The organism is Tepidanaerobacter sp. GT38 (assembly GCF_021991635.1).
Lineage (GTDB): Bacteria > Bacillota > Thermosediminibacteria > Thermosediminibacterales > Tepidanaerobacteraceae > DTU063.
Genome location: NZ_JAFFJA010000118.1, coordinates 1 through 1,965, shown reverse-complemented (window position 1 = coordinate 1,965; position 1,965 = coordinate 1). Strand labels below are relative to the sequence as shown.

The following is a 1,965-nucleotide window of genomic DNA, read 5'->3' as shown; positions in this document are numbered from 1 at the left end:
GTAAAGATTAACAGCTTATTCTAAAAAAGGGCATAAGAAACTAAGCCTTTTTAGAAAAAGGCATATGGAAACTTATGGTAACTATCTAAAGAAAAGTAAATAAAACATACCAATCCGTAGGTCTTGACTATCTTACCTAGAAATGTTACATTGAGATTAAGTGAAGACCTACGTGTTGACTGCTCTGCGACCTCGCATATGTTCCTGCCCACAAGGCAGAGTTCTTGAGGCATGCGGCAACCGTTGAGTCTTCACTTTTTTTGCTGCCGTTTTTTCCGACACCTCTAAAACCTCTGCTTGAACTTCAGGAACCGAGGCGCTATTCACCTCCCTATCTTTAGCGAGCTGGCGTTCTTTAGCCAAATACAACTGATTTTTAGATAACAAAGCATAAACAAGGCGCACCAGCTTGCGAGCTGTGAGCGACAGCGCTCGCTTATGAGGATGGCGAGGGGTCTCATTAAACTTACGGGTAAAATACTCCCTGTATTCAGGATTATGATTTACCAAGCATTGAGCAGCCTGGATCAAATAATACCGAAGATAAGGATTGCCTGTTTTAGTCAAAGGAGTAATATCCCCGTTGAAATTGCCGGATTGATTTTTCCTCCAGGTAAGGCCGGCATACTTTGCCAGTTGAGCCTGGCCGGGAAAACGAGAAATATCACCGATTTCAGCAAAAATTCCAGCTGCCAGAACAGGGCCTATGCCTTTGATAGACATCAAAGGATTATGAAACTTGTTCATTAATTTTTCAATCTTTTTATCCAAACGAGCTATATGCTTCTCCAATAACTCCAACTGCTGCAAAGTTTGCTTTATTAACAAATGCACCTGTTCTGCCAGTTCTGGAGGAATAGGGAAAGAATCCTTGACAGTTTGATTAACTAAACGAGCTTTCTCATCTAAATTTTTAAAATGCCCTTTGCTAAATTCGTTCAAAAGCTCTTTAAGATCTTCAATAGATAACTCCGAAAGCTCCTGAGCAGAACAAAACTTCTTTAACAACTTCTTAGCGGTGGCGCCAAATACATCAGAGAAAGCTTTAACCCTATTCCACTCACTAAAAGTAAGGAACAAAAAGGATCTGGCGTAATTCTTGAGTCTTGATTCATATTGAACCAAATGATAACGAAACCTGGTAAGCCTTTGCAAGGCTAAAAAATCAACACTTGGAATACGGCCACTATGTACTCTACCAAAGCGAAGCCGATCAGCTATTACAAAAGAATCCTTGATATCAGTCTTATCCATATCAGTATATGCATCGCGAAAATGACTAACAACTTTTGGATTGAGAGGTATAATCTCGGCTTCCTTCTCTACAAAAACTCGAGAAGAATTATTCAAGAAATTAAACAAAGGGAACCAATAGAGAGCCGTAGCCTCCATACCAATAGTCAATTTCTCGAAATCACCGTTACTTAAAACAGAGTTTAAATGCTCCACCATAGCAAGAGTACCTGGCAGGTTATTATCAAAACTCAAGGATTTCCCCATAACACTACCGTCATGATCCATCAAGCAAACCTGGTTACTCTTTAAACTAACATCGATACCGACAAAAAGCTTCTTTGACAAAAACATCACCACCATAAAGTAATAGAAATAGGGGTCCCAGCATCCCTGACAAGATCAACATCCTCGCCAAATTAGAATTCAAAGAAACAAACTGCGCGTTAGAAGTACCTGTCAGGGGAGGGGGTACAATCTTAAAAAGAAGTCACCCATGGGGTGCAACAAGGAGGAAGCGTACTTCCCCTAATTCCATGAAGGATTATGCCGGAAAAACCCCAGTTTGTAAAGCATAAAAATATATTTTTTCTAAGAGCCTATGAAAGCTTGTAACAATAAGGCTTCGAGCCTTAAAATATCATCTTAATTTTATATTATACGAGGAGGAACGGATATGCCAAAAGGTAAAACATCAAGAATTTTACTAAGTTGTTTGATTGCTACACTTTT

1 protein-coding gene is annotated in these 1,965 nt (G+C 39.4%); it reads right to left on the bottom strand.

Annotation, left to right across the window (positions count from 1 at the left end; genetic code table 11):
- Window positions 1–168 precede the first annotated feature (168 nt).
- Entirely contained in the window at window positions 169–1,581 is a 1,413-nt protein-coding gene (locus JT739_RS12065) for an IS110 family transposase (RefSeq protein WP_237661375.1), read from the bottom strand.
- Window positions 1,582–1,965: the final 384 nt, after the last annotated feature.